General features: G+C 63.0%; 37 protein-coding genes. 32 read left to right on the top strand and 5 right to left on the bottom strand.

What is annotated here, in order from left to right; genetic code table 11:
- Positions 1 to 2: 2 nt before the first annotated feature.
- The 28 genes from ACZ60G_RS03850 (at position 3) to ACZ60G_RS03715 (ending at position 15,033) form a co-directional block, all read left to right on the top strand.
- Entirely contained in the window at positions 3 to 392 is a 390-nt protein-coding gene (locus ACZ60G_RS03850; RefSeq protein ID WP_465807040.1) for a DUF6197 family protein, read from the top strand.
- Positions 389 to 634, top strand: a complete 246-nt coding sequence (locus tag ACZ60G_RS03845; RefSeq protein ID WP_465807039.1) for a hypothetical protein — start codon at positions 389 to 391, stop codon at positions 632 to 634. The genes ACZ60G_RS03850 and ACZ60G_RS03845 overlap by 4 nt, the downstream gene beginning before the upstream one ends.
- A complete protein-coding gene (locus tag ACZ60G_RS03840) occupies positions 634 to 900 on the top strand; it encodes a hypothetical protein (protein WP_465807038.1) in 267 nt (88 codons plus the stop codon). Before ACZ60G_RS03845 ends, ACZ60G_RS03840 begins: the two co-directional genes overlap by 1 nt.
- A gap of 121 nt (positions 901 to 1,021) precedes the next feature.
- The gene (locus ACZ60G_RS03835) at positions 1,022 to 2,497 is read left to right on the top strand and encodes a DNA cytosine methyltransferase (protein ID WP_465807037.1); all 1,476 of its coding nucleotides are present in this window, start codon (positions 1,022 to 1,024) and stop codon (positions 2,495 to 2,497) included.
- Positions 2,484 to 2,771: a helix-turn-helix transcriptional regulator gene (locus ACZ60G_RS03830; protein ID WP_465807035.1), complete on the top strand. Its 288-nt coding sequence runs from the start codon at positions 2,484 to 2,486 to the stop codon at positions 2,769 to 2,771. Before ACZ60G_RS03835 ends, ACZ60G_RS03830 begins: the two co-directional genes overlap by 14 nt.
- Positions 2,768 to 2,974, top strand: coding sequence for a hypothetical protein (locus tag ACZ60G_RS03825; protein WP_465807033.1), 207 nt, complete (start codon positions 2,768 to 2,770; stop codon positions 2,972 to 2,974). The genes ACZ60G_RS03830 and ACZ60G_RS03825 overlap by 4 nt, the downstream gene beginning before the upstream one ends.
- The gene (locus ACZ60G_RS03820) at positions 2,975 to 3,154 is read left to right on the top strand and encodes a hypothetical protein (RefSeq protein ID WP_465807031.1); all 180 of its coding nucleotides are present in this window, start codon (positions 2,975 to 2,977) and stop codon (positions 3,152 to 3,154) included.
- Positions 3,154 to 3,573 carry a DUF6915 family protein gene (locus tag ACZ60G_RS03815; RefSeq protein WP_465807029.1) on the top strand — a complete coding sequence of 140 codons (420 nt, stop codon included), beginning with the start codon at positions 3,154 to 3,156 and terminating at the stop codon, positions 3,571 to 3,573. The genes ACZ60G_RS03820 and ACZ60G_RS03815 overlap by 1 nt, the downstream gene beginning before the upstream one ends.
- Entirely contained in the window at positions 3,570 to 4,064 is a 495-nt protein-coding gene (locus ACZ60G_RS03810) for a hypothetical protein (protein ID WP_465807027.1), read from the top strand. Before ACZ60G_RS03815 ends, ACZ60G_RS03810 begins: the two co-directional genes overlap by 4 nt.
- Complete coding sequence (locus tag ACZ60G_RS03805) at positions 4,027 to 4,641, top strand: hypothetical protein (protein WP_465807025.1); 615 nt, start codon at positions 4,027 to 4,029, stop codon at positions 4,639 to 4,641. Before ACZ60G_RS03810 ends, ACZ60G_RS03805 begins: the two co-directional genes overlap by 38 nt.
- Complete coding sequence (locus ACZ60G_RS03800; RefSeq protein ID WP_465807023.1) at positions 4,634 to 4,969, top strand: hypothetical protein; 336 nt, start codon at positions 4,634 to 4,636, stop codon at positions 4,967 to 4,969. Before ACZ60G_RS03805 ends, ACZ60G_RS03800 begins: the two co-directional genes overlap by 8 nt.
- A 193-nt stretch (positions 4,970 to 5,162) precedes the next feature.
- Positions 5,163 to 5,399 (top strand): hypothetical protein, encoded by a 237-nt coding sequence (locus ACZ60G_RS03795; RefSeq protein WP_465807021.1) that lies wholly within the window; start codon positions 5,163 to 5,165, stop codon positions 5,397 to 5,399.
- A 268-nt stretch (positions 5,400 to 5,667) separates the two neighbouring features.
- Positions 5,668 to 5,904, top strand: a complete 237-nt coding sequence (locus tag ACZ60G_RS03790; protein ID WP_465807019.1) for a hypothetical protein — start codon at positions 5,668 to 5,670, stop codon at positions 5,902 to 5,904.
- A 2-nt stretch (positions 5,905 to 5,906) separates the two neighbouring features.
- Positions 5,907 to 8,231, top strand: a complete 2,325-nt coding sequence (locus ACZ60G_RS03785) for a bifunctional DNA primase/polymerase (protein ID WP_465807017.1) — start codon at positions 5,907 to 5,909, stop codon at positions 8,229 to 8,231.
- A 396-nt stretch (positions 8,232 to 8,627) separates the two neighbouring features.
- Positions 8,628 to 8,924, top strand: a complete 297-nt coding sequence (locus tag ACZ60G_RS03780) for a hypothetical protein (RefSeq protein WP_465807015.1) — start codon at positions 8,628 to 8,630, stop codon at positions 8,922 to 8,924.
- Positions 8,925 to 8,998: 74 nt separating this feature from the next.
- Entirely contained in the window at positions 8,999 to 9,511 is a 513-nt protein-coding gene (locus tag ACZ60G_RS03775) for a WhiB family transcriptional regulator (protein ID WP_465807014.1), read from the top strand.
- Complete coding sequence (locus tag ACZ60G_RS03770; protein ID WP_465807012.1) at positions 9,508 to 9,711, top strand: hypothetical protein; 204 nt, start codon at positions 9,508 to 9,510, stop codon at positions 9,709 to 9,711. Before ACZ60G_RS03775 ends, ACZ60G_RS03770 begins: the two co-directional genes overlap by 4 nt.
- Positions 9,708 to 10,139, top strand: a complete 432-nt coding sequence (locus tag ACZ60G_RS03765; protein ID WP_465807011.1) for an endonuclease VII domain-containing protein — start codon at positions 9,708 to 9,710, stop codon at positions 10,137 to 10,139. Before ACZ60G_RS03770 ends, ACZ60G_RS03765 begins: the two co-directional genes overlap by 4 nt.
- Positions 10,140 to 10,142: 3 nt before the next feature.
- Positions 10,143 to 10,460, top strand: coding sequence for a hypothetical protein (locus ACZ60G_RS03760; RefSeq protein ID WP_465807009.1), 318 nt, complete (start codon positions 10,143 to 10,145; stop codon positions 10,458 to 10,460).
- A complete protein-coding gene (locus ACZ60G_RS03755; RefSeq protein WP_465807007.1) occupies positions 10,460 to 10,783 on the top strand; it encodes a hypothetical protein in 324 nt (107 codons plus the stop codon). Before ACZ60G_RS03760 ends, ACZ60G_RS03755 begins: the two co-directional genes overlap by 1 nt.
- A complete protein-coding gene (locus ACZ60G_RS03750) occupies positions 10,776 to 11,102 on the top strand; it encodes a hypothetical protein (protein WP_465807005.1) in 327 nt (108 codons plus the stop codon). The genes ACZ60G_RS03755 and ACZ60G_RS03750 overlap by 8 nt, the downstream gene beginning before the upstream one ends.
- The gene (locus tag ACZ60G_RS03745) at positions 11,099 to 11,413 is read left to right on the top strand and encodes a DUF7768 domain-containing protein (protein WP_465807003.1); all 315 of its coding nucleotides are present in this window, start codon (positions 11,099 to 11,101) and stop codon (positions 11,411 to 11,413) included. The genes ACZ60G_RS03750 and ACZ60G_RS03745 overlap by 4 nt, the downstream gene beginning before the upstream one ends.
- Positions 11,410 to 11,595, top strand: coding sequence for a hypothetical protein (locus ACZ60G_RS03740; protein ID WP_465807001.1), 186 nt, complete (start codon positions 11,410 to 11,412; stop codon positions 11,593 to 11,595). The genes ACZ60G_RS03745 and ACZ60G_RS03740 overlap by 4 nt, the downstream gene beginning before the upstream one ends.
- Positions 11,588 to 11,827 (top strand): hypothetical protein, encoded by a 240-nt coding sequence (locus ACZ60G_RS03735; protein WP_465807000.1) that lies wholly within the window; start codon positions 11,588 to 11,590, stop codon positions 11,825 to 11,827. The genes ACZ60G_RS03740 and ACZ60G_RS03735 overlap by 8 nt, the downstream gene beginning before the upstream one ends.
- The gene (locus tag ACZ60G_RS03730; protein ID WP_465806998.1) at positions 11,824 to 12,129 is read left to right on the top strand and encodes a hypothetical protein; all 306 of its coding nucleotides are present in this window, start codon (positions 11,824 to 11,826) and stop codon (positions 12,127 to 12,129) included. Before ACZ60G_RS03735 ends, ACZ60G_RS03730 begins: the two co-directional genes overlap by 4 nt.
- The gene (locus ACZ60G_RS03725; RefSeq protein WP_465806996.1) at positions 12,122 to 13,330 is read left to right on the top strand and encodes a hypothetical protein; all 1,209 of its coding nucleotides are present in this window, start codon (positions 12,122 to 12,124) and stop codon (positions 13,328 to 13,330) included. Before ACZ60G_RS03730 ends, ACZ60G_RS03725 begins: the two co-directional genes overlap by 8 nt.
- A 208-nt stretch (positions 13,331 to 13,538) precedes the next feature.
- A complete protein-coding gene (locus ACZ60G_RS03720) occupies positions 13,539 to 13,733 on the top strand; it encodes a helix-turn-helix transcriptional regulator (protein WP_465806994.1) in 195 nt (64 codons plus the stop codon).
- A gap of 19 nt (positions 13,734 to 13,752) precedes the next feature.
- Positions 13,753 to 15,033: a tyrosine-type recombinase/integrase gene (locus ACZ60G_RS03715; RefSeq protein ID WP_465806992.1), complete on the top strand. Its 1,281-nt coding sequence runs from the start codon at positions 13,753 to 13,755 to the stop codon at positions 15,031 to 15,033.
- A 221-nt stretch (positions 15,034 to 15,254) separates the two neighbouring features.
- Here the strand turns inward: ACZ60G_RS03715 and ACZ60G_RS03710 are convergent, their stop codons facing one another.
- Together ACZ60G_RS03710 and ACZ60G_RS03705 are read right to left on the bottom strand one after the other, a co-directional pair.
- Positions 15,255 to 16,487 (bottom strand): hypothetical protein, encoded by a 1,233-nt coding sequence (locus ACZ60G_RS03710; protein ID WP_465806990.1) that lies wholly within the window; start codon positions 16,485 to 16,487, stop codon positions 15,255 to 15,257.
- Positions 16,488 to 16,706: 219 nt separating this feature from the next.
- On the bottom strand, positions 16,707 to 16,970 hold the full coding sequence (locus ACZ60G_RS03705; protein ID WP_465807613.1) for a helix-turn-helix domain-containing protein: 264 nt from the start codon (positions 16,968 to 16,970) through the stop codon (positions 16,707 to 16,709).
- 816 nt (positions 16,971 to 17,786) lie between these two features.
- On the opposite strand from ACZ60G_RS03705, the gene ACZ60G_RS03700 reads away from it, so the two are divergent.
- Genes ACZ60G_RS03700 through ACZ60G_RS03685 form a run of 4 tightly spaced genes read left to right on the top strand, consistent with a single transcriptional unit; the run spans position 17,787 to position 20,229 of the window.
- Entirely contained in the window at positions 17,787 to 18,104 is a 318-nt protein-coding gene (locus ACZ60G_RS03700) for a WXG100 family type VII secretion target (protein ID WP_465806988.1), read from the top strand.
- A gap of 23 nt (positions 18,105 to 18,127) precedes the next feature.
- Positions 18,128 to 18,439, top strand: coding sequence for a WXG100 family type VII secretion target (locus tag ACZ60G_RS03695; RefSeq protein WP_465806986.1), 312 nt, complete (start codon positions 18,128 to 18,130; stop codon positions 18,437 to 18,439).
- Positions 18,436 to 19,914 (top strand): hypothetical protein, encoded by a 1,479-nt coding sequence (locus ACZ60G_RS03690; protein ID WP_465806985.1) that lies wholly within the window; start codon positions 18,436 to 18,438, stop codon positions 19,912 to 19,914. Before ACZ60G_RS03695 ends, ACZ60G_RS03690 begins: the two co-directional genes overlap by 4 nt.
- A gap of 12 nt (positions 19,915 to 19,926) precedes the next feature.
- Complete coding sequence (locus ACZ60G_RS03685) at positions 19,927 to 20,229, top strand: hypothetical protein (RefSeq protein WP_465806983.1); 303 nt, start codon at positions 19,927 to 19,929, stop codon at positions 20,227 to 20,229.
- Between the two features lie 129 nt (positions 20,230 to 20,358).
- Here the strand turns inward: ACZ60G_RS03685 and ACZ60G_RS03680 are convergent, their stop codons facing one another.
- From ACZ60G_RS03680 to ACZ60G_RS03670, 3 genes are all read right to left on the bottom strand, one after another.
- The gene (locus tag ACZ60G_RS03680; protein ID WP_465806981.1) at positions 20,359 to 20,517 is read right to left on the bottom strand and encodes a DegT/DnrJ/EryC1/StrS family aminotransferase; all 159 of its coding nucleotides are present in this window, start codon (positions 20,515 to 20,517) and stop codon (positions 20,359 to 20,361) included.
- 58 nt (positions 20,518 to 20,575) lie between these two features.
- Positions 20,576 to 21,478 (bottom strand): SAM-dependent methyltransferase, encoded by a 903-nt coding sequence (locus ACZ60G_RS03675; protein ID WP_465806979.1) that lies wholly within the window; start codon positions 21,476 to 21,478, stop codon positions 20,576 to 20,578.
- Between the two features lie 176 nt (positions 21,479 to 21,654).
- A complete protein-coding gene (locus tag ACZ60G_RS03670) occupies positions 21,655 to 21,972 on the bottom strand; it encodes a hypothetical protein (RefSeq protein ID WP_465806977.1) in 318 nt (105 codons plus the stop codon).
- Between the last annotated feature and the right edge of the window lie 267 nt (positions 21,973 to 22,239).

Genomic DNA, 22,239 nt, shown 5'->3' with positions numbered 1-22,239 from the left:
CAATGACCAAGACGGTAGCCCAAGTGCTTGACGAAGCCGCAGACCTGATCGAGGCCGCTCCGAAGCTGGCCAGGGGTGTCATGCGGGCGTCGGTCGACACCCTCGACGACGACGGGCGCTGGCGACCGCACTGGGACGCACTGCCCGGACCCCTGTGCTACTGCTCGATCGGCGCGATAGAGGTGGTGTTGGGCATCGGCTCCGGCGAAGAGTACCCGGACTTGAAGACCAAGCCGGCCGCCGAGGCGCTGTGCGACTATCTCGACCTCGAGGCTTACCCCTCGGCGCACTCCGCTGTCTACAAGTGGAATGACGCACCGGACCGCGTCAAAGATGAAGTGGTGCAAGCGCTTCGCGGCGCAGCGGCGTTGCGATTGAGTCGGCAGTCATGATCGGGCTGGCCATCGTCGCGGGATGGTTCATGTGCGGCGCGCTGTCGGCACGCTACCTCGCAGCCAAGGACTACGAGCGACATCAGCGGGAATACGGCCACACGTACGTGTCGGGCTATCTGATCTTCCCGATTTTCTTCGGGCTGCTGTTCTGGCCGATCGCGGTACCCGTGACGATGCTTTGGCCGCGGATCACTCGGTGGCTGCTCCCTGACGGCGCTCGCACCGACCAGGCGCGGTAATGCGGATCATCACCGGCACTATCTCGAACGTCGACGAGATCCACATCGAAGTCGCAGCCACGATGCGCGGCGCGGACGCCTCGGTCTTCCGGCCTGGCCGCCGGGTCAAGTTGGTTATCGACGACGAGCAGACCGAGCCGCGTACGCCGCCGCGCATCCCGCGCGACTCCGGCATTCGCTGGGCGGGGGATCTCGCCTTGGTGTTCGCGTGCATCGTCGCGGTTGTACTGCTCGGCGTGTTCCTGACCGCATGCAGGCCGCTCTAACCGATTCGTCCCCGGCGGCGCGCGCATTTTCTTCCGTCGACCGTGGGATCGCGACCCCGGCGTAGGTGGTCAATTCCCTGCGCTGGGCGTCGCGCCAAAGACAATGAGAAAGGCCAAGACGATGGCCGTGAGAATCGCGAGTCTCTTTTCCGGCGCGGGGATGCTGGATCGCGCTGCCCTGCAGCTGTTTCCGGATTCGGAGATCGTGTGGCACAGCGAAGTCGACCCGGCCGCGTCCAAAGTATTGGCCTACCACTTCCCAGGCGTGCCGAACCTCGGTGATGTGACTCGGATCGACTGGGCCGCACTGGAACCGGTCGATGTGCTAGCTGGCGGCTTTCCGTGCCAGGACGTTTCCGCTGCTGGTCGTCGCGCCGGTCTCGGCGCTGGCACGCGCTCGGGCTTGTGGTCGCACATGTGTTCCGCCATCGAAGCACTGCGACCGCGGTATGTGCTGATCGAAAATGTAAAGGGGCTGTTGAGTGCCAAAGCTATTCGCGACGTGGAATCCGCAGACGATGATCTGGGAGTCGATGACCCTCGACGTGTTCTCCGAGCAATCGGAGCCGTATTGGGAGACCTTTCCGACATCGGGTACGACGCGGAATGGACGAGCATACGAGCGTCCGACGTGGGCGCCGCACATCGCCGAGAACGCGTGTTCATCCTTGCATTCCCTGCCGACGCCGGCGGCGCGCGACCACAAGGGCATGTCGGTGCGGCATCCGCGCAATGGTCGGCCGAGGACGGCGGGCGACGACAACTTGCCGGACGCGATAGCGAAGATGCTGCCGACGCCGCGAGCCTCGGACGGGAAAGGCTCGATGACAGCGCCATCGGCTCGCCAGCACGTCCGGGATGGGAACGGGTCTCTGCCGGAAGTGCTGGGCGCACAGCTGGAGTCGTAGGCACGCTGCTGCCGACACCGTCTGTCGCGGACGGCACCGGCGGCCATGTCTCGCGATCCGGCGATCGGGTAGACGAACTGCTACTCGGCGGTATCGCCAGGGCGTACACCGAAGGCGCGCTGTTGCCCACGCCCCGGGCAAGCGACGGTTCGAAAGGTAGCCCGAATCAACGAGGTTCGGGCGGTGACCTGATGTTGCCTTCGGCGGTGTATCAGCTGTTGCCGACACCGCGTACGACCGACTCGCACGGCACAGGCGAGCACGGCACAGGCGGCGCTGACCTGCGGACAACCATCGGCAGTCTGCTGCCCACACCGAGCGCCGCCGAATGCAGCGGTGGGGGACAGCATCCGGACCGGCGGCAAGGGCATTCGCAGCAACTCATCGACTACGCCTTGCTCGCCGGCTCGCAGCGGTGGGGCGACTACGAGCCAGCGATCCGGCGTCAAGAACGGCTGTCACGTCCGGCTCCGTCACCCACCGAGCCCAACACCCAAGGGCGGCCACGCCTTTCAGCGGCGTTCGCGCAGTGGCTGATGTTTTGGCCCGACAACTGGGTCACCGATCCGGCGCTCGGCCTGTCGCGTGTGAGCCAACTCAAGATCATCGGCAACGGGGTCTGCCCACCACAAGCCATTGCCGCAATCACCCACCTACTCACCAGGGAGTTCGACTATGCGCATCCGTGAAATGCTCCGAGCCCGGCGCGACGGCGCGCGGCTGGCCGCCCAGTTGGCCGACGCCGAAATCGGTTTCAAAATCGCGTTGGTCGGTGCTCGCGCCGCGACCGGCATGAGCCAAGCCGACGTCGCCAAGGCATTGGGCGTCAGTCGACAGTGGGTCGCGGATTTCGAGCAATTGGAATCGAATCCGCCGCTGTCCGCGATCCGGTATTACGCCCTGGCGATCGGCGCGGCCGTCGAATACGTGGTGCACGACGACTGGGCGGCGGCGCAGCGATGAGCATCAGCTACCCCGAATGGGCGTTGGTCGCAGTGTCATTCGACACCGGTGTCGAGCGTGTCGAGGCGCTGCGGTGGGACTACGGCAAAGCCCTGTCTGAGGCCGTCACGTTCAACCGGGCCAACCCGGGCGACGCCGGGATGATGACCGTTCGCCGGGTGACCGAATTGGGGCTGACCTCGCAGTTCGAGGAGCCACGGTAAATGGCCATGGTGGCGATCAGAGTCGAATTGGACAACGGCGACGTCATCAATGTTGTCGTGGCCGCCAGGAAGCCTCAACTCGGCTATCCGTATTTCGAATCCAAAGACGACGTTCTCAAAAAGGCTATCGACGACGCCGCGCGAAAGATCAAGCGCAGCTTGGATATCGAGGTCGACTGATGGCGCAGTCATGGATTCACGCGCAAGCCTCGGCGCGACATTTCGGCGGGGTGCCCGAAGACTATATCAAGGTCCACGAGTGGATCGATGCCTTCAAAGGCATGGTCGGCGACGTCACCCACCGGCAGTACCGGCACAACAGTCACGGGCCGTGGATGGCGCAAGAAGTTTTCGGCCGCACCATCACCAATACCGCGGGCATGCAAATCCTCGTCCGCGATATCGCCGAAAACCACATCGTCGAGGACATGGGCTGGCTGCCGTCACCGGCGGATTGGTCGGCCTGCCTGACATGCAAGGTCTGGATGGGCGGTAAACGCAACAAATTCATTGGGCGCCAAGAACTTCTGGACGCCGCACTGCCGCACCCGAACAAAGCGCACGGAACACCAGTAGAGAAAGAAGAAACACCAGCATGACCATGGCCAAAACCAGCACCCTCGGCGGCCGTCCGATTCGCGGCGAAATCAGCCACTACGGCCGGAACCCCACCACACAGAAGCCGATCGAAGATTTCCTCGCAGCCCTCGACGCGCTTTTCGCGTTCGAGGAGGCGCAGTCGGTGCGGTGGCATCAGTACACGCCGTACTTCAACGACGGCGACGCCTGCGAATTCGGCGTACGCGGTGCAGCGGTGCGCCTCGAAGGTATCGCCGAAAACTCCGGGGAAGACGGAGACGGCTACCTGTCCGCATGGGACCTTCGGTGGGACCTCGAGCACGCTGAGAAGTACGGCGAGACCCGCAAGTACGCGCATCTCAGTGACGAACTGGTTGCCACAGTCCTTGCCGCTCTCGGCGCCATCGAAGACAGCGCGCACGAAGTCAACCTGCGCAAGCATTTCGGCGATCCGGCCGAAGTGACCGCCACCCGTGACGGATTCGACGTCGAAGGCTACGAGCATGAGTGACAAGAACACGACCTTCGCCGGCCGTCCCGTCCATGGCGAAATCAACCGCCGCAGCGAGGACGTGAAAGAGCAGCGGCCGATCGTCGAATTCGTCATCGCGTTGGACAACTTGCTCCGCTTCCCCGAGGTCGAGGCGGTGCGTTGGGAGCAGTACACGCCCTACTTCAACGATGGCGAGGCGTGCGAATTCGGCACGGGCGAAGCCTACGTCAAGTTCGTGGGTGAGGGCACCGGCGGTGAATCCGATGACGGTTTCCGCGACAACAGCGGCACCTACCCGCCCGGCTATTTCGACACCCACGAGTACAAGCACAAGACAAGCCGCTACAACGCTTGGACGAACAGGTACGAGTCGGTCGACGAATCGGACCCGGCCAAGCTGCAGGCCGATTACAAGGATCGGCGGTACTTCGTGAACGGCGAAATCCGCAACGACATCAAAGCCGCTCACAATGCGCTTAACTCGGCGCTTGGCTCGGGCGCGCACGACGTGACGCTGAACGAGGTCTTCGGCGACCCAGCGCAGGTCACCGCGACGCGCGAGGGATTCGCCGTGGAGTTCTACGACCATGACTGAGCCCGGCGCGCACGAATTCCAAGCCTCCTACACGGGAATGGTCTGCGCGGTCATGGTTCTCGACGCCGAAGGCTTCGGCGATTCGTGCGGCAAGCCGGCCAGTGACCCTGTCCACATCCTCGACGGTGAGGACGTGGACAAAGGTCGGCGCCATTGGTTCCTCGACTACGAGGCGGCCGAGAACCGCAGGGTCAAAGCTGAGGCGAAAGCCGCTGCCGAAGCCCAGGCCGCAGCCGAAGCCGACCCCGAACGGCAGGCCGAAGAGGACGCGCGGGGCTGGCAAGAACTGTGGCGCGGACTGCACGCCCGGCCGTGGCCGTGGCGGTAGCGGTCTGCCTGCGCTCAGGGCTGCCGCTGGCGTGGTGCACCCACTGCCGCACCGAAATTCAGGACATCGACGTCGCCACCGAGCCCGGCATGTGCCCGCGCTGTTTGCGTAGGTGGATGCCAGGCGAGTTGGTGGGGCGCACCACGGACGGCGACATCGTGTGCGAGCAATGCATGGATGAGGAGTACGACCAATGACCTACAGCCTCGCGGATCAGATCCGATCCCAAGCCCGGATGAGCGCCCGCGCTGGGCAACTCGAAGCCCTTGAAGCGCTGGCCGATCAGGTTGCCGAGCTGGAAAGGGAGCGCGACGAAGCCCGTGCCGAGCTGCAGCAGCTGCACAACGACACACAGCAGGCATTCACGGCTATCGCGGCCAAACAGCGACGCGACGCGGAACGCATTGCGGAGCTGGAGCAAGGCCAATGACGGTGCACAACCACGGCCCCGAAGAAGGGGCCGGCCTGGCATGTCGCGAGGTGCGCCAGGCGGACGGGTCTCTACGCGGTGAATGCATGGGTGATCCCCGGTTCAAGGTCCGCAAGACGCAATCATTGCTGCCCTGGCGGGTGACCACGCCCCGCGGGACGTGGCTGGATTCTCCGACCCACGCGCACGCCATCGACATTATCGACCACCTGTTAGGGCACCGCCGGGCCGCGGCGCGCCGGCGTAGCGCAGTGGAAGGGGAATAGCCGTGGCTGACGCGCCGGACCGGCCCACTGATGAGCAGTTGCGGGAATGGCTGTACGACGCTGAGTTCGACCACGAGGCAGTGGACGGCGACCACGACTTCGACGCGAACCCGCTGCCTCGCAACACCTTCTCCAAGTACTACGCAGACGACTACAACCCGACCTTGGCCGCGCTGTTCAGTGAGCTACTGGAGTGGCGCGAAGCCGAGGCGAAGCGCCGCGACACGAAAGGAGAGTGACCGTGCCAGAGAGCGTGTACGCCGACAACGCCGGCAAGCTTTGGGCGTTGGGCTGGCGCGGAGTCTTGCCGCTGCCGCCGCGGCGCAAGGCGTCCCCGCCGGACGGCTACACCGGATACAACGGCGTAGTGCCGTCATGGCCCGACGTCCAAACCTGGATCGACACTCGGCCCGATGGCAATATCGCGTTGCGCCTGCCTGATGGCGTCATTGGGATCGATGTCGACAACTACGCCGGCAAGACCGGCGGCAAGACGCTCGCGCACGGCGTCGCGCTGTGGGGCACGCTGCCGCCGACTTGGGCGTCGACCAGTCGGACGGACGGTGCGAGCGGCATTCGGCTGTATCGGGTGCCCGAAGGTACGCGGCTCGTGACCAAGCTCGGGTTTCCGGATCTGAAGCTGGGCAACGTCGAGATCGTGCAGTACAGCCACCGCTACGTCGTGGCGCCGCCGAGCATCCACCCCGACACGGGCAAGCCGTACCAGTGGCTCGACACCGGCGATCTGTACTGGACTTCCGCGCCGCGAATCGATGAACTGCCGCGGCTGCCGGATGCGTGGCTCGAGGCGTTGGCCGCGCTAGACGACGTGCCGCTACTCGGCGATGTCGACGTAACGGCTGTGCTCGCGGGCATGTCCGACGACGAACACATGGACTTGGCTGTCAGTGATCGGCTGGAACAGGCGCTGAAAGACCTGGGCGCAGACGCGGTGGAGTCTCGGCACGACACAACCTTGGCGCACGTCATGACGATGCTGCGGTACGCCGAGCGCGGCGAACTGGGTGTGCCGAGCGCATTGCGTGCACTGGCCGACGCCTACACATCGGCGGTCGGCGACGAGCGGTCGGACGCGCGCGCCGAGTTTTGGCGGATGGTCACCAACCAGCGCGGGCACGCGTTGATCGCGGCCAACCCTTCTCCGACGTCGCGCGTGGTTGAGGTCGAGTTGGCCGAACTCAGTGCCAAAGTGCAGCAGCGCCCGCAGGAGCTCGAGCCCGGCAATGTCGGCTATGCGGCGAATGTTCTCGGCCCGCAAGGGCCAGGCTGGCAGGCTCTTGCCGCCGCAGCGGCCGAAGACGAGTCGTCGGCCGATGCCGTCGACCCGTTCGAAGAGTTCTGGTCGTCGCGCGAGTCACTGCACGCGATCCGGCAATTCGCCTTCGCCAGGATGTGCAGCCCGTGGAGCGTCTTGGGCGTGGTGCTGGCGCGCGTCTTGGCCACGGTCCCGCCCTGGGTGATGCTGCCTCCGCTGATCGGCGGACCGGGTTCGCTCAACCTGTTTGTCGCCCTGGTCGCGCGCTCGGGCGGCGGTAAAGGCGCGAGCGAGTCGGCGGCATCGGAACTGCTGCCGGCGGACGTCTATGTCTCGCCTGTGGGCAGCGGCGAAGGGCTCGCGCACCAGTACGCCCACATGGAAAAAGGCGAACAGATGATCGACCGCACGTCGGTGCTGTTCTCGGTGCCGGAAGTCGACACCTTGACCGCGCTGGGCGGGCGCACCGGCTCAACCATCCTGTCGAAGCTGCGCGAGGCGTTCTCGGGCGAAGAGCTGGGGTTTGGCTATGCCGATTCGAGCAAGCGGATTCGCTTGGGTCGTCACGGTTATCGGCTGTGCATGGTCGTGGGCGTGCAGCCGGGCCGGGCTGCGGCGCTGTTGCGTGACGGTGACGGCGGCACACCGCAGCGGTTCATCTGGTTGCCCGCTTCGGACCCGCGCATCACTCTGCACGATCGCCCGGCCGAGCCTGCACCGTTGGCGATTTTCGCTCCGCGGGAGTGGGCGGGGAAGTCGAGCATGGTCAAGATTCCGGAAATGGTTGAGACAGCCATACTGGAAAACCATGTGAAACGCCAGCGTGGTGAAGGTGACGCGCTCGACGGGCATTCCCTTTTCGTTCGCGAGAAAGTCGCGTTCGCCTTGTCTGTTTTGGACGGGCGCGATTATATGGACGAGGCCGATTGGGTTTTGTCTGGAATGGTCATGGAAATGTCAGAGAACACCCGCACCGCTATTGCCGAAGAATTGCAGATCGCCGCTAAGAAAGAGAATATCGAGCGCGGTGAAGCTGCCGGACAAATGAGGTTGGCGGCGGAAGACACGATCGAGGACCACCGCATCAACAGCGTGTCCGCGAAGATCATCCGCTCACTGTCGGACGGCCCGAAACGGTCGAGTGAGGTGTATCGCGGGTTGTGGTCGAAGCGCCGCGAATACTACGAGCCCGCGCTACGAGGTCTCATCGAGGCGGGACGAGTGGTTGTCGACAGCGACGGAAACGTGTCCATACCGGGTGTGCCCGGCGTCACTCCACAGTCGGCCTAGGTTGCCGAGCCCTCCGACGAGGCGACCGCCATCACAGTGACTAATCCATATTCCAGAATGCCCGGTGTGGAGGTTTTTCCGGTGTGGAGAAGCGTGTGGAGGGGCGAAAACATCCGCTGACATGCTGTGGAGGTTGTGGAGGTGGAGAAAACCTCCACACCGATTTTTGGCGAAAAAGACCCTACCGACCAACAACTTAGGTAAGACATACCTATTTATACAGTGTAAAAAAATAGGTCTTTTACGTTATACGCGCGAGACGTAGGAAATTTTTGGCGTGGAGGCACCTCCACATGCTCCACTCGCTCCACTCCAGGTCACAGCGTTTTCGCGCCTCCACACTTCCTCCACACCGGAAAAACCTCCACACACCCAGAACATCGGGAAGGCCAAGGCGTGAAAGCGGCCACCTGTCAATGCAAAGCCCCGGTACTCAAAGTGCTGTACGACGCGATCGAACTCCTGCTCGACCCTTGGCGGTTGACCCAACTCGGCGAAGTCGATGCACTAATCAGCGGTGCGCGCACATTCGTCATTTACGGAACAAACGTCATGCGCCGCACGGCAGCGGAAATAACCATGTTTCCCGCGCCGATCGCCGGTGCCGTACACCGCGAGCATAAATGTGGCGTAGCCATTCCGCTGCCTTTGGTGTGGAAACCGAAGCCTGTCAGCGACGAACCCGGGTTCTAGCTGCAGCTAAATCCTGGACAAGAAATACGTACACCATGTGAAACTTTGTTTGCGAGAGAAAAGAGGGATCAAAAATGGAGTCGAGCGACTGGCGCCGCCGCGGGCTTTGCGCTCGCACCGGCGCCCCCATCGACTGGGAGACCCAGAGTCTTCCCAACACCAACCAGCGACCGAAGATCGCCGCCGCGCTGTGCGCACCGTGCGAGGTGGAACGCGAATGCGGGCTGTGGGCATTGAAAACCTCCGACAGCCGCGAAAGCTACCTGTGCGGCATGGTGTACGGCGGCGTCGCGTTTCCCGAGATGGTGAACGGGGCCGAGCGCATCGAGAAGGCGCGCAAACGGCTCGCGCAGCGGCTCGGCGTGGAATACGCCCCAGCGGCCTATGTACGCGAAGTGCTGCCCGTCGACGAGGGTTTGCGGCAATGCAAAGGCGACGGCTGCGAATACACGCTGTACTGCGGTCCCTATCAACCTGACGCGCCGGCCGACCACCGCCGACACTGCGGTAAAGGCATGTGCCGCACGTGCTACCAGCGCCATGGTCGCGCACTCAAGGCTGCTGCCAGGGCGAAGGCAGCGGCATGAGGGGATTTGACAGCGCAATACTGCACGTGGGCGATTACGCGGTTCATCCCGATGTGCCGGGTCTCGTGCAGATTCGCGCGATATGGCGATGGCCCATCACCTACGCCGAGGTAGTGACCGACGGTGGCGTGCGTTTCGCTGCGCCGGTCTCGGAACTGTCCGCGGTCGACTTCGACTTTGACTTCGAGGCGGCGGCATGACCGCAGTGCAATGCAAAGACTGCCGCGCCCAGGGCGTCACCACCAAGCGGCCCGCGCCCCATCCCGGACCGCGATGCGTAAGCCATCACCGAGCCGTGAAAAAGGCTGCCCGATTAGCCGCGCACGGGCGAATGGTCGAAAAGACGTACAACTTGCCGCGCGAAGGATATTGGGCGCTGTACGCGGCGCAGGGCGGTCATTGCTACCTCTGCCAGAGGGCGACGGGTGCGGCGCGGCGCTTACCTGTCGACCACGACCATTCCTGCTGCCCGAAAACTCCGACGTGCGGCAAGTGCACTCGCGGGCTGTTGTGCGGTCCGTGCAACAAGATGCTCGGCCACGGCCGCGACGATCCCGAATTCTTCTCTCGCGCCGCCATGTACCTCAGACGCCCACCCGCGCAAGCAATCCTCATCGCATTGGACTGAAACATGATCTCCGGTGAACTCACCATCAAATTGGACGACCCCTACGGCGGCGGCTACCGGGTCTGGTTCTCTACCGACCTGCTACCCCAGTTGTATATCGACGCGGGCGCCGACGACCCGGCCCAGATGATCGACCGGTACATCCGCAAGCATTCGTCGGAGATCGCCGAATACCTGCTCGAGCAGTTCCGCGCCAGCGCAGCGCGTTCCGAACTGCTCGACGTCATCGAAGAGGCCGGACCGGACTCCAGAACGGGCTGCACTTACATCGCCGACGCCATCCTCGCGAAATACACCCTCACCCCGAAAGCGGACGACTAGTGACCAGCATTGACACCACCACCGAGCAAGACCGACTCAAGGCCATTCTCGGAGAAGACTGGTACGCGCTCAGTTCGGTCGGAGCCGGAGCCGGCGGTTTTGCCACCGTGGCCCGCGAGGTGATCGACACATCTCGCTGGTACGACATTGTCCAGGTCGTCACACACGCACCCTCCGGTCAGCACTACGCCTGGATCTACGAGGAAGGCTTGACCGAGTATCAAGACAGCATCGGCCCAGCGGAGTCCGGCTCATTCCAACTCACACTGGTTCACGCGGTCGAAGAGACTGTGACCGTCACGAAGTGGGTTGCCGATGAGTGACCCCACCCGGCAATCGTTGGTCGACGCAGTGTCGTCCGCAGTTCAGTTCATCAGCACCGATCCGGATGAAGTGGCTGATGCTGTCCTCGCCGCCGGTTGGCGTCCGCCTGCTCGCATCATCGAGAAGCGCGAAGAACTGGACGCCTTGCCGCCGACAACGGTCATTCGCGATGAGGACGGCGATGTTCTGGAGATCACCGTCGATCACCGCGCGCGGGCGACGCATCCATGGACCGGCTACGGCGCCGACTTCGGGTTCGACCTGGACGAAGTGCCTTTGCCTGTCGTCGTGTTGTACGAGCGGGAGGTGAGTGCGTGAGCGTCCTCGTCATCATCGAATCCCCGTACGCCGGGGACATCGAAGCGAACCTCGCTTATGCGCGAGAAGCGATGCGCGACAGCCTCGACCGCGGCGAATGCCCATTGGCAAGTCACCTGCTCTACACCCAAGTGTTGGACGACACCGACCCCGAGCAGCGCACGCAGGGAATCGAGGCCGGGCTGGCATGGGGCGAATGCGCTGACCTGACAGCGGTCTATGCGGATCTCGGCGTGACCAACGGAATGGCGTTCGGAATCGAACGGGCACAGCGAGAGGGCCGGATCATCGCGTGGAGGCGTATCCGATGAGCCTCCTCGAGTGGCCGAAGCCCATCCTCCCCGAACTCATTCCCGGGATGCTCGTCCAATGGCGATGGGATGGGCTGTGGCAGACCAGGACAGCGGATTTCGGTTGGTTCCGGCTGGTCTCATCCCGGCCGTACTTCAACTACCGACAGCAGGCCCTGCCGAGAGGAAAGAGCGATGGGTGATATTCGCGCCGCGATCGCCGCGGCGAAGGCCCCGCCCAGCACTCCGTGTGTCGCCGGGCAGTGGCTCGACACGCTTTCGCCAGAAGACCGCGCCGCACTGAACGACTTTGCCGCGCAAAAGATGCACGCGTCGTACCTCGTCGCGCGTCAGCACGGCGCGACGGTCGCGCGTTCAACATGGACGCTGCATCATCACGGCCTATGCGGCTGCCGAAAGGACGACGAATCATGAAGCTGATACACCGCGCTCGGCAGGCCGGGAAGACGACCGAGATCATCCGGGCCGCCGCCGCCGAATCGGGTGTGTACATCGTCTGCTCAACTCACTGGCACGCACGGGATGTCGCGCGAATGGCCCGAGACATGGACGCCTTAATCCGATTCCCGCTGACGTGGACCGAGTTTGTCGGCGGGAAATACTACGGCAAGGGCATTACCGGTTTCATGATCGACGACCTCGATCGCTGCGTGCAGCAGTTGACGCCCGTTCCGATCCTCTCCGCCTCGATCGGGGGTGCACTGTCGCATGGGTGACATCGCAGACAGCATCAACGCCGTAGGCGCCGGAGCGAAACGCGGTGCGGAATGCATCGAGACGCCCGATGGCCTCGAGTTCCGGAACGTCACCGTAGCCGAGCGGATCGACACCGATTGGACGCCGGTATTCGAGAAGTTCGGCAAAGACCCGCGCTACTTCCGCGTGAAGAACGACACCGTGCGCATGCGCATGTCGGAGTGGCAGCAGTCCCGGGCGCTCGACAACGGTGAACGCAGTACGGTCACGCTCCACTCGTACAGCTACGACGTCGCGTTCGAACGCCTGCCGCAACCGCCTTTGACGGACGAGGAGATCGAGGCGCACCGCGCCGCTGTGCGCCAGTGGAAACTGCCCGCGCCCGCGCCGATCGCTCTGACCGGGCAGCCGGTTGCGGCCGTGGTGAATCTCGCCGATATCCAAGCGGGTAAATCCGAAGGTGGTGGCGTCGCATCGACGATCGAACGCCTACTCGACGGCTTAGAGAATGTGCAGGGCTGGTTGGACCGCGTACGTGAGCATCACGAGGTCAACGAAATCGTGTTGGTCAACAACGGCGACCCGCTCGAAGGCTGCGACGGCAGCTACGCCAATCAGTTGTTCTCGGTCGAACTGGATGCCCGCGGGCAGATGAATTTCGTGTTGGACACGTGGGAGGTTTACGCCCGCCAGCTGTTCCCGCAATTCGAGCGGGCGCGGTTCGTCTCGGTGCTGTGCAACCACGGCCAGCTGTCCCGGCAGAACGGGCGCGACAACAAGACGACCGACGCCGACAACGCCGGCGGATTCCTCGCCGAAACGCTGTGCCGAATCCTGGCTGAGCGCAAAGAGTTCGGACATGTCCGCTGGACCATCCCGAACGACGAGATGATCGTCTACGCCGAAGCCGCGGGTGTGCCGATGGGTTTTTGCCACGGCCACAAGATTCCGGGGGCCGACGCCAGCGGGTTTGAGAAGTGGCTCAACGGCCAAGTCCGTGGCGATGCTCGCGCGCACGCCGCGAAAATCTGGGTGACCGCGCACCGGCACAACTTCCAAGCGTTCGACTTGGGTAGTACGGCCGCATTCCAATGCCCAAGCATTGACGGCGGCTCGAAATGGCTGCGCGACAAGACCGGCAAGTATGCGCGTGCTGGCCTGATCGCATTCCTCGTCGGCGACCACTTCCCGTTGAAGTGGAGTGATCTTGCATTCCTCTGAGCACCACGCCCGCGAGGCCGAGAAGCGTCTTCGCGAGGTTCAGCATTCGATGGGCGGCGACCTTGCGCGTTTGACGGCTGCGACCGCGCAGGTTCACGCGACGCTGGCCGTCTTGGCGGCCCTTCGCGAACTCAGCGGCCAGTCATAGCTATCGCCCGGCGATCTGCCGGGCTCTTGTCGTATCCACACCCGCACAAGGAGATTCGTTGTGTCCACCACCGAGGACGTCTTCCTCACCCGCCCACAGCTCGCGAAGCGCTGGCAGATGTCAGAGAAGACATTGACCAACTGGGCGGCCATGCGACCGCGCAAAGGTCCGAAGTACATCCGGCTCGGCGGTGGACACACCCGCTACCGGCTCGCCGATGTCGTCGAGTTCGAGCGGGCGCAAGAAGACACCTAACGACACCTGGAGTTGAGCAGTGCCAAGACAGGAAACCCGACTCGAGAAGTCCGGCGAGATCAGCTACACCGAAATCAAAAAGAAGGGCAAGACGATCGGATATCGGGCGCGCACCCGATACAAAGACATCGACGGCGTGATACGGCCAGTTGAGCGGACCGGCAAAAGCAAGTCGATCGCCAAAGACCGCTTGACCGAGGCACTGGGCGAACGCCGGAAGACGCGCGGCAGCGGCGACAAGCTGATCACGCCGGACACAAAGATGTCCCTGCTCGCCGATCTCTGGCTCGCTGAGTGCGAGATGGACGAGGGGCTGTGCGAGCGGTCGATCAACCTGTATCGGCACGAAATCGAGGTGTCCGACGTAGAAGACGCTCGCGCGACGGCGGCAGCCACCAAGATCAAGGCCGCGCTCGGTGCACTCAGCATCCGGGAGTTGGACACTCCGCGCGTCGACCTTCACGTGAAAATGGTGCTGGCCAAAGGCTTTCGAACGAAGGCGAAGCGGCAGTCGATCATCATCAAAGGCATGATGAATTTGGCGGTCCGGCATGGCGCGATCGAGGTGAACCCGGTCCAGGCGTTGAAGCCGATTCGCGCTAAACGCGGCAAGACGGTAGCGCTCGAGGCCGCACAGCTCACGGAGTTGCGTGCACAGCTGCGCACCTGGCTGGCTGGCAAGAAGATTCCCGGCACACCAGCGTTCGTCAGCGGCGCACCGCGCAACCCGAAGGTGCTGCAAGTGGCTGACATCCTGTTGGGTACCGGTGCCCGGCCCGGCGAGGTGCTGGGATTGCGACGCTGCGACATCGACACCACTTCAACGCCTTGGCGTGCCGACATCTTCGGAACGATCGTCTACATGCCAAACAAGGGCTACTACCGCCAGGACCACGTGAAGACCGGCGAGAGCGGTAAGCGCACGGTGCACTTGCCGGGGTTTGCGGTGCGCGTACTTCGGGACTTGGGCGCAGAGGACTGGCGGCGCGATGACGAGACGCTGATCTTCCCGTCGCGCACCGGTACGCCGTGGAGCACAAACAATTTCAACCGAGTGTGGCGCCAGGCCCGGGGGTCGAGCTTCGCGTGGGTGATGCCCAAGACGTTCCGTGCGACCGTGGCCAGCTTGATCGCCGAGGAGAGCGACGCAGCGACGGCTGGTCGACAGCTCGGGCACGCGCCCGGGTCGCGGGTTACGGAGCAGCACTACATCGTTCGCCCAACGCTGGCACCGGACTCGTCGGCGATCCTCGATGGGGCGGTAGGACATGAGTCGATCCCACAACTCTCCCACAGTTAAATCGGGAGAAGCCGGGATCGCGTGGGAGTTGCCAGGATGTCAAAACTGCTGGTACACAGGGACATCGGGAGTAACTGGGAGGGTTCAGTGTCAGCCGGGAAGTCGGGAGTCTAGACCGGCAGGTTTCTGGTTCGAGTCCAGATGGGGGAGCTTTGACCAGGGCGAACGCTAGAGTTTGACCCTGGTTTTTCCTTTTGATGCCCGTGAGCGTCACGGAAACGTCACGCTTTCAGCTCACAAACTTGTCCAGCGTGGCTGTGAAATCGGGAACCTCGGTCGGCTGGTCGATGTAGTGCCGCCTGGTGGTGGCAGTGTTCGCATGACCGAGTTGCTGGGCTGCGGCCTGTGGGCTGTATTGGTCGGCGATGAGGGATGCGACGGTCTTGCGAAAGGTCTTTGCGGTGACCCACGCGAACTTTTCGCCGCGTGCCTGACGCCAGAGTCGGTTGAAGTTGTGGGGGTCCCAAATCCCGCCGTCGCGGTTCGGGAACACCAGATCCAACGTGTTGTCCACCGCTTCGGCTTTGACGCGCTCGAGCGTGGCGACGACGAACTGCGGCAGGATCACCGTCCGGAATCCGGAATCCGGAATCGGTCTTCGTCCACTCTTGACGGATCAGCCCCTTGCCTTTGATGCGAATAATGGTGCCGGAGAAGGTAAGTCGTGGTGGAGTCGACTCCAAATCCACATCGGACCAGCGCAACGCCAACGCCTCCCCGGGACGGGGTCCGGTGCCCAACTCGACATCGGCGACGTCCAAGACCCGAGGGTTGCGCTTGGGGCCGCTCGTGTACCCAGGGGTGCCGTCGATGTCCTCGCCCGCCAGCCACGATCTCAGCTGTACTCGGAGCTCGGTCAGTGTCTCGAGATCGGCCGCCCGTGGCTTCTGGCGTTTGCGGGGCAGGTCGGCCACCTCGCGGACCGGGTTCTGGTCGATGGCGTCGTGACGGACGGCCATGCTCATCATCTCGGAGAGAATGACCCTCTGCCGCCGCGCCTTCTCCCGGTGTCCATTCAGCATGATCCGCTTCAGGTGTGCGTCGATACGTGAGGTGGTGGCCTCCCACAGCCGGAGTCCGCCAAGTGCGGATTTGATCTTGATGGTGTCCTTGCTGGCTCGAATATCTTTGGAGACTTCGATTTCTGACCGGTACAGGTCCAGCGACTGCTCGGCCACACCTTCTTGCAGCGACTTCTCGGCCAGCCAGAGATCGGCCAGTACGGAGAGCTTCGTGTCTCGCGTAATCAGCTCGCCGCGTCCGCCGTCACGGTTCCGGAGGGCTTCGCGGAGGTTGTCTTCGGCCTTGCCCTTGGTAGGGCCGTAGTTGTTCACCATTCGGGTGATTCCGTCGTGGTCGCGAAAGCGCGTAACGGCGCGCCAGCTGCCGTTCGGCTGTTTCTTGGTGGTGATCCGGCCGTAGGTACCGATCGGAAGAGATTGTCTGGGCAACACTTGTCCTTCCTGCGGGGAGTGGTGGTTGGGCGGCCGCTGACCTCGATGCGAACGGCCCCGGCGTGTACGCGAGGAGTTTGCGAAGCATTCGAGAGCGCCGGGTGCGGGATCGGGCATGCCTGGCTTCGATGATTGAGCCACCGCACAAACTGCTAGATGTCAGCAATGCAGACAAGAGCAAATTGATTGCCGAAAGACGGCTATGGCGATCTCCCGTGCTTACTGGTTCCGGCGGTGGCTGCGGTCTTCCTTCGTTGGTGGCCGACGTCGAGAGTCCTGTGCGCGATCGGTCGACGCATCGGGATCGGGCCGTCCACCCTTGTCGAGTTGTTCCTGCTCCCACGCGAGCAGATCGCTCAACCGATACCGCCGGTATCGCCCTATCCGCGCATATCTGGGACCCCGTCCAGCAGAAGCCCAGACCGCGAGCGTCTTCGCCGGAATCTTGAGCCGTGCGGCCAGTTCTTCCGTGCTGAGCCACACGTCATCGGAGTTCAACGGAGCCCCTCGGGGAAGCTGAATCTCTGTCGTGTGCCGGACAGACCGTCGGCAGACGGCGCAGAGATGGCGGCGAGCAAGAGGCGCGAGTCAGGTTGTCTCGGACTAGGAATGATGGCAGGCGTCGGGGCGAGAACGTACGCCCGAGGCCGCGGTGATGATTGGGAGTCCGCCTCAACGGAGTTCCCTACTTCTCAGGTTTCTGCCGCGCCCGTGTCGGCGGCAGTGTGTGCTGAAAGACGCCCTGAGAAGCTAAATTCCTTGGTACCACGGTCATTCGGGTCCAGCAAGATCGGACAACCGTCGGAACTCTCAGTCGTTCGCCAACATCGTCGGCAGCGAGCCAGACCTGGTCAGCGTTCACCATCTTTCCCGAACGAAACACCGTGTCCCAGTTGGCCCTCGGCGTAGTCATCGCCAAGGCAGTGGCGGTCTGAACGTGAGAGTGCTTCGGGCTGGGCTGTTCTCGCGAGCCCGCAGGGAAGTCGAGCCATCGGCTCGAGCTGGTACCTAGCTGTGTGCGTGGGGCTGCAATGAATGACGGCCGAGGTGTGCCGGACAGACCATTGCGGAACGAATGCATGGGTAACTCAATTCTCACCCGATCCGCGATTCATCCCCAACCTTCATGAAACCCCAAATCCCAGATCTGCGCCACTGAAGGCGGATTCGCGCGCGATGCTATGTGCTCAACGGCGTGTATCAAGTGCTATTCGTCTCGATGGTGTCGACGCCCGGCCAACTACTAGCCTGAGTCGGCGAGTCGGTAAGCTTGTGCCCGTTGTTCTTTGAAGGGATCTCATGTCGCAATCGTGGGATGGACAATTCGATGTCGTCCCGGCGAACGTAACCGACGCTGGTCGCTACGTTCAACTCACGGCTGAGGAGTTGGTGAACGGACTGCGCTCGATAGACGCCGATGTCAGCAAGTTACTGGAGAACTGGACTGGGAACTCCGCCACCTCCTATCGCTCGGGCTGGGAGGAGACACGCAAGGGCGCGGAAGCCGTCCTCGAGGCGTTGGGAACATTGGCCGGACTGCTCGGCGTGGTAGCTGACACCCACGCCGCGCTCGACACGCAGCGTGCCGCTGGCACCAGCTCGCTGGATTTGCCGTAATACCTTGGGGGAGTAGTAAGTTCATGACCGATTCGTTCCGGGTGGATCTGACCGAACTCGATGACATCGCCACGCAACTCAAGGGGTTCGTCGGGTTCCTCACTGACAGTGTCACCGGTATCCAGCAACGCACTGCGGCATTGCAGTCCAGCTGGACCGGCCCATCCGCTACGGCCGCCAACGAGGCGTTCACGAAGTGGGTGACCGGCGCCCAGGAAGTCGCCGAGGGGATCGAGACCATGCGTACCGCGGCCATGGCCGCGCGGGAGCGCTATCAGTCGGCCGTCACGACGAACCTGCAGATGCTCGGCCGCAGTACTGGTAACCAGTTGTGACGGTCCTCGACGTCTCCGCGCAGACCTACTACGACGCGGGCGACCTGTGCGCGAAGGCGGCCTCGGGATACTTCGAAGCCTTCAAAGGCGCGATGAGGTCCTTTGGCGACACCACCACCATGGCCGGCAGCATCGGCGACGGCAAGAAGTGGGGTGAATCCTATGACCAGCAATGCAAAGACATCTACTCGATGTCCATCGACATGGTGCTGGCGCTCGACGGTTACGCCCAGATCCTCAAGCAGGCCGGCTACAACCATGCTCTTGCCGACTACGACCCGAACAGCGGTCAACCGGAGCCCGCGGCCCCGAACCTGAATCCTTCGTTCACCCTTACCCCGCAAGAGCTCACGTCTCTGTTGGTGCCGCCTTCCGCGGGCGGGCCAGGCCGTGGTCTCGTCGATGACGGTCTGGAATTGGCCGTCAAGGTCGGCATCCCCATCCCGGATGGCGACACGACCAAGCTGTCGCGTTCCGCCGACGTTTGGAACACCCTCGCCACCAACGCCACCGTCGCCGGTACCCCGGGTGAACTCGAACGCGCGGCAGCGATGTTCGAACAAATCACCTCCCCCGATGCGAACTTCATCGACGAAGATCTGCGTGAACTCAAAACCGCCGCAAGCGATCTCGCAGGGGCCTACGGCGAACTCGCCCAGTCGTGCCGGGATCAGAAAAAAGCCCACGACGACATGCGGGCCGACCTCGAGCAGCTGGTCAAAGATCTCGCCATCGAGCTCGCCACCGAGGTTGCTGTCGACCTCGCACTCTCGGTCCTCGCGTCGTGTGTCAGCTTCGGCGTCGGTGCCTCTGCAGTAGCCGCAAAAGCTGCCGTCAAAGTCGCCAAGATCATCGACAAATTCGTCGACCTGATCAAGAGGGCTGTCCAAGCAGCGAAACTCCGGGCCGCGGTCAAGATCGAACGGGTCACGGCCAAAACAAAACAATCCATCCAACGCATCAAAGACCTCAAAGACAAGCTGGTCGAAAAACTCAAGAACTGGAGAAAAAACGGGCAGGGTCGTCAGACCGGGGGCGAGGTACGTAGGCCCCGCAACGATGCCGACTTCGAATACGAGTGGGCGGACTCGGCCTACGATACGATCCGTCGCAGTGATGCCGACATCGATGATATTGCCCGGAACACCGAGAAATATGGATTCTCGCGGTCGGATATTGAGCAGATCAAGAACCACGTCTTCAAAGAAGAGCATCTGCTCGACTCGTATGACGCGGGGACGATGGGCCGCTTCGAATCCAACCCCCGGATGGCGGAGGCGTGGCAACGCCTGCAAGCAGGCAATCCCCACTCCGCCGACGTCGATCTGTTGCGGCACGAGCTGTATGAGTCCAACTACATGCGTGCGCACGGCCCGAGTTACAAAAACGCGCACCAGGCAGCCATTGATGCTGGTCTCCGCTGGGACCCCGAGGCGGCGGCAAAAGACGGGCTAGGCTACCAGTGGAGCAACTGAGAAAGGGACAAGGTGGCATACTCGATCGGAATTTGGCGCCAGCCGGGCACAACGGTCTATCGCTGGGAGTCCGATTATGGGGGTGCGGCCAAACATGAAGGTTTTGTTCGGGTGTACCCCGACACCAACACTGTGCGACCCTGCACTCAGAACGGTGACTCGATTGGTGACCTGATCCTCAGGTCGGACGGAGTGCGAGACGGCTCGGCGGAGGGCATCGATCCGAACCTCCTCCGTCAGATTGCATTAGCGATCCTGCGCAAGATCGGCTCAGCGGGCGAACTTCCCGAGACCGCGCACAAATACTACGGATGAATTTTGACTCTCCGAGTTCGATGAACTTGCGGACCCGACTACGGTCTATTTAGTGCGCAAGTCCGTCTGGGCCGAGTTGGTGAGGAAGTCGTGGAGTTCGGCTGGTAGTGGGTCGGCGGCGGTGAGGGTTCATTTGCCTGCGCGGATTTGCGAGGGCACGATCACCTCGTTCCCTGGGCCGACACCGGCCAGGAGCAGTCCTGTGTGTAGGGCGGCGGTGCGCGATCTGACCGCGACACAATCGGGAATGCCGAGGAATGTGGCGAGTTCGTCTTCGAATGTGTCCATTGCTGAGGTCCGGCCACAGCATCAGACGCCGTCGCGTGGGAGATGGTATCGCTGGTAGTCATCGGGTTTGGGCCACAGCGACGTAGCAGGGCAGCTCAGTTGAGATGGTCGACCAATGCACGTCGCCGGTGTCAGGGTGCCAGTGATAGGGGTTGACGATGCCGGGTTCGACGAGGTCGCAGTCGGTGAAGAACTGGGCGAAGTCCGCGTGTGTTCGTGCCTGGAACGGCAGGCTGTGCTTCTGGCAAGCCAGTGTCACCGCGTCGGTCGCTTCCCGGTTGTAATCGCCGGTGATATGCAAGGCGACCAGGAATGAACCCGGCGCCAGCGCCGAACGAAGGTGGCGCATAGCGGCGTGGGGGTCGTGGTGATCTTCGATCCAGTGCAGCACCGAGACCAGCGAGACCCAAATGGGCTGGTCGAGGTCGAGCGTGCGGCCGATGGTAGCGGTGATCGACGCGGGTACCGTCAGATCGGCGCGCACGAAGTCGATGCGTTCGGGGCATTCGCCGACCAGCAGGGCTCGGGCGTGCGCGGCGACGATCAGGTCGTTGTCGATATAGACCACTCGCGATCCAGGAGCGTGTAGGAAAGCGATGTGGTGCAGGGCGGGGTAATGCGGCATCCCGGTTCCGATGTCGACGAACTGGCGGATGCCTTGCGCGGCAAGGTATTCGGTGGCTCGACGTTGAAAGTCGCGGCCTGCGTGCGCTGCGGTGCGTATTTGCGGGTACAGCCGCGATACCTCGGCGGCGGCCCACTGGTCACAGCGATAGTTGTCCTGCCCTCCGAGGAGACAGTTGTGGACGCGTGCCGGCGTCGGAACGTCTTGGCGTATCTCGTCGGTCGTGTGTTCGGTGTGTCGCGGCAGGATCAGGTCTGGGCTGGTTGCCTCATTGATCGGTGTCGTCCCCGGAATCGGTATCGACGGGGGTGTATCGAACGGCCAAGCATCGGGCACGTGGTCACGCCTTTGTTGTCGGGCCACGCCCCGGCCGAAGGGGTGGGACGGCCGGGGCGCTGATGACGTTGATAGAGCTTCGTTTCCCCGCTCGCTGGTCCTCCCAGCGTCGGGGCGGATGCGGCGGCGCGCGCTCGCGCGTCAATGGGGCTGACGAGCATGAGAGGGGCAGGCACTCATGCCCCGCCCGCGGTGTGTAGCTCAGAGAGGTTGAATACCAACGAAAGTCGTTCGTGTCGTATCGCGTCCCAGAGATCGGTGAATCCGGGGAACGCTTCGCGGGCAGTGACGAGATCCGGTGGGGACGCTTCATCGAATAGGATCAGGCCGCGCGGCGCGCTGGGTATCTGTTTGTGATCGGGCCATCGGTAGGCGACCGAAGCATCCGCGCGGTTCTGGACCTGATAGATGCGCGGCACCGTACCGATCAGCCGCCACTTGGCGACCTGGCGACCATCAGGTGATTCAGTGGTGCGCAATATGTCCCGGGTCATTTAGCGCCCTCCGGCGATGTGGTTGCCCCCGAAGGCGCAGGACATGACACCCCGCCATCGGGGTGTTCGGGAGGCGTCCACTCTTGGAGTGCCGCAAGATAATTCGCGAGCAGCTCGGCTGGCACATCACATCGGGTGCGGCCGAACGGTCCCAGCCCGGTACCGGCGACAAACGTGCCAAGGCCGGGCCGATCGTCGGCCCACAACCCACGCGCTCCGCAACTGATGATGCTCGAAAGATCTTACATAGCAACGAGATACCGACCG

Source organism: Nocardia sp. NPDC102475 (assembly GCF_055584605.1).
Note: the sequence above shows the minus strand (reverse complement) of the source record. Positions and strands in the feature narration are given on the sequence as shown.

What these genes read in the sequence shown, in the direction of transcription:
- ACZ60G_RS03680 (WP_465806981.1), bottom strand. Translation starts at nt 20,517, where the DNA reads ATGGACACATTCGAAGACGAACTCGCCACATTCCTCGGCATTCCCGAT.
- ACZ60G_RS03810 (WP_465807027.1), top strand. Translation starts at nt 3,570, where the DNA reads ATGACCATGGCCAAAACCAGCACCCTCGGCGGCCGTCCGATTCGCGGC.
- ACZ60G_RS03775 (WP_465807014.1), top strand. Translation starts at nt 8,999, where the DNA reads ATGGAGTCGAGCGACTGGCGCCGCCGCGGGCTTTGCGCTCGCACCGGC.
- ACZ60G_RS03830 (WP_465807035.1), top strand. Translation starts at nt 2,484, where the DNA reads ATGCGCATCCGTGAAATGCTCCGAGCCCGGCGCGACGGCGCGCGGCTG.
- ACZ60G_RS03670 (WP_465806977.1), bottom strand. Translation starts at nt 21,972, where the DNA reads ATGACCCGGGACATATTGCGCACCACTGAATCACCTGATGGTCGCCAG.
- ACZ60G_RS03725 (WP_465806996.1), top strand. Translation starts at nt 12,122, where the DNA reads ATGGGTGACATCGCAGACAGCATCAACGCCGTAGGCGCCGGAGCGAAA.
- ACZ60G_RS03735 (WP_465807000.1), top strand. Translation starts at nt 11,588, where the DNA reads ATGGGTGATATTCGCGCCGCGATCGCCGCGGCGAAGGCCCCGCCCAGC.
- ACZ60G_RS03765 (WP_465807011.1), top strand. Translation starts at nt 9,708, where the DNA reads ATGACCGCAGTGCAATGCAAAGACTGCCGCGCCCAGGGCGTCACCACC.
- ACZ60G_RS03835 (WP_465807037.1), top strand. Translation starts at nt 1,022, where the DNA reads ATGGCCGTGAGAATCGCGAGTCTCTTTTCCGGCGCGGGGATGCTGGAT.
- ACZ60G_RS03730 (WP_465806998.1), top strand. Translation starts at nt 11,824, where the DNA reads ATGAAGCTGATACACCGCGCTCGGCAGGCCGGGAAGACGACCGAGATC.
- ACZ60G_RS03850 (WP_465807040.1), top strand. Translation starts at nt 3, where the DNA reads ATGACCAAGACGGTAGCCCAAGTGCTTGACGAAGCCGCAGACCTGATC.
- ACZ60G_RS03740 (WP_465807001.1), top strand. Translation starts at nt 11,410, where the DNA reads ATGAGCCTCCTCGAGTGGCCGAAGCCCATCCTCCCCGAACTCATTCCC.
- ACZ60G_RS03845 (WP_465807039.1), top strand. Translation starts at nt 389, where the DNA reads ATGATCGGGCTGGCCATCGTCGCGGGATGGTTCATGTGCGGCGCGCTG.
- ACZ60G_RS03760 (WP_465807009.1), top strand. Translation starts at nt 10,143, where the DNA reads ATGATCTCCGGTGAACTCACCATCAAATTGGACGACCCCTACGGCGGC.
- ACZ60G_RS03840 (WP_465807038.1), top strand. Translation starts at nt 634, where the DNA reads ATGCGGATCATCACCGGCACTATCTCGAACGTCGACGAGATCCACATC.
- ACZ60G_RS03700 (WP_465806988.1), top strand. Translation starts at nt 17,787, where the DNA reads ATGTCGCAATCGTGGGATGGACAATTCGATGTCGTCCCGGCGAACGTA.
- ACZ60G_RS03815 (WP_465807029.1), top strand. Translation starts at nt 3,154, where the DNA reads ATGGCGCAGTCATGGATTCACGCGCAAGCCTCGGCGCGACATTTCGGC.
- ACZ60G_RS03795 (WP_465807021.1), top strand. Translation starts at nt 5,163, where the DNA reads ATGACCTACAGCCTCGCGGATCAGATCCGATCCCAAGCCCGGATGAGC.
- ACZ60G_RS03825 (WP_465807033.1), top strand. Translation starts at nt 2,768, where the DNA reads ATGAGCATCAGCTACCCCGAATGGGCGTTGGTCGCAGTGTCATTCGAC.
- ACZ60G_RS03750 (WP_465807005.1), top strand. Translation starts at nt 10,776, where the DNA reads ATGAGTGACCCCACCCGGCAATCGTTGGTCGACGCAGTGTCGTCCGCA.
- ACZ60G_RS03770 (WP_465807012.1), top strand. Translation starts at nt 9,508, where the DNA reads ATGAGGGGATTTGACAGCGCAATACTGCACGTGGGCGATTACGCGGTT.
- ACZ60G_RS03695 (WP_465806986.1), top strand. Translation starts at nt 18,128, where the DNA reads ATGACCGATTCGTTCCGGGTGGATCTGACCGAACTCGATGACATCGCC.
- ACZ60G_RS03820 (WP_465807031.1), top strand. Translation starts at nt 2,975, where the DNA reads ATGGCCATGGTGGCGATCAGAGTCGAATTGGACAACGGCGACGTCATC.
- ACZ60G_RS03800 (WP_465807023.1), top strand. Translation starts at nt 4,634, where the DNA reads ATGACTGAGCCCGGCGCGCACGAATTCCAAGCCTCCTACACGGGAATG.